At 49.9% G+C, this 1,016-nt stretch carries 1 protein-coding gene and 1 tRNA gene; both read right to left on the bottom strand.

The window, feature by feature from the left end; all coding sequences use genetic code 11:
• Positions 1-335 (bottom strand): type VI secretion system effector Hcp1 (gene hcp1 / locus AACS24_RS09770; protein ID WP_108573430.1); only part of this gene is annotated, 335 nt, incomplete at its 3' end.
• 589 nt (positions 336-924) lie between these two features.
• Positions 925-1,012 (bottom strand) — tRNA-Ser (locus AACS24_RS09765).
• Between the last annotated feature and the right edge of the window lie 4 nt (positions 1,013-1,016).

Raw genomic sequence — 1,016 nt, 5'->3', positions numbered from 1 at the left:
GAGAAGAAGTGCTCCTGCTTGCCTTCAACGGAGGTGCGGTACCACTTCAGGGTCACTTTCGGCAGCATCTCACCGGAGGCCAGGGAGTTGTACATCAGCGGCACAGCTTTGTTCAGGGCAACGGTGAACTTGAACGGCTTGTGGACACGCTGACCAGCCGGCTGACCGGATTGCGGGTCGGTCGGGACAGTCACAACGTGCTGGAACTCTTGTACCAGCATCTCGTCTTCGTGACCTTGTACGAAGATGTTGCCGACGGAGTCAGAGGTGAAGGCACCGGCGGTGATATTGCCCTGGGTTTTACCTTCGATGCTGATATAACATGGAGTTGGCATGTGTATGCTCCTAAATAGATTGGTTAAATGAGATAGCACTCGACCAGACTATTAGCAGCGACCATGCCATTTATTTTTTCACATAAAAACAATGAGTTACAAACAACCACTCGTCACTCACCGCCCCACCAACGCAACTAGTTGCTCAGACAACAGATCACACCGCGCAAACTTGCATGAAAGAGATTTAAAACTGCACGCAAGGCAACATATTGCCCACGGCAGAATTTATATCTACCAAGTCGCGCCAGATATAGCGAATATCCGCCATCCCTTGATGTGATGTCCATCAACGTGAGCCTTATGGCTATTCCAGCTACGGTCTCAAGCTAACGACTCGCAGCGAGCAAGTGTACTGCCTGCCCCTATCAGGATTTTAGAGATATGAGATTTTGTCGGAGGGAAGAACAATAAACAGGTAAATGCAGAAAAAGATGATGGGAACATCTCATACCAGTCAGATGATCCGAATGGACAGAGATAACCAGCACAACGGGATAGGTATTAGAAAGGAGCAGAACTGGAAAAGCCAACCACTGGCGTGGCGAAAAGCAAAAGACCCTGACGTTTCCATCAGGGCTTTGCAATGTGGCGGTGAGGGAGGGATTCGAACCCTCGATACGTTGCCGTATACACACTTTCCAGGCGTGCTCCTTCAGCCACTCGGACACCTCACCAAAT

The organism is Aeromonas sp. HMWF016, assembly GCF_963878195.1.
GTDB classification, from domain to species: domain Bacteria; phylum Pseudomonadota; class Gammaproteobacteria; order Enterobacterales; family Aeromonadaceae; genus Aeromonas; species Aeromonas lacus.
The sequence above is the reverse complement of the archived record's forward strand: the minus strand, read 5'-3'. Positions and strand labels throughout refer to the sequence as shown.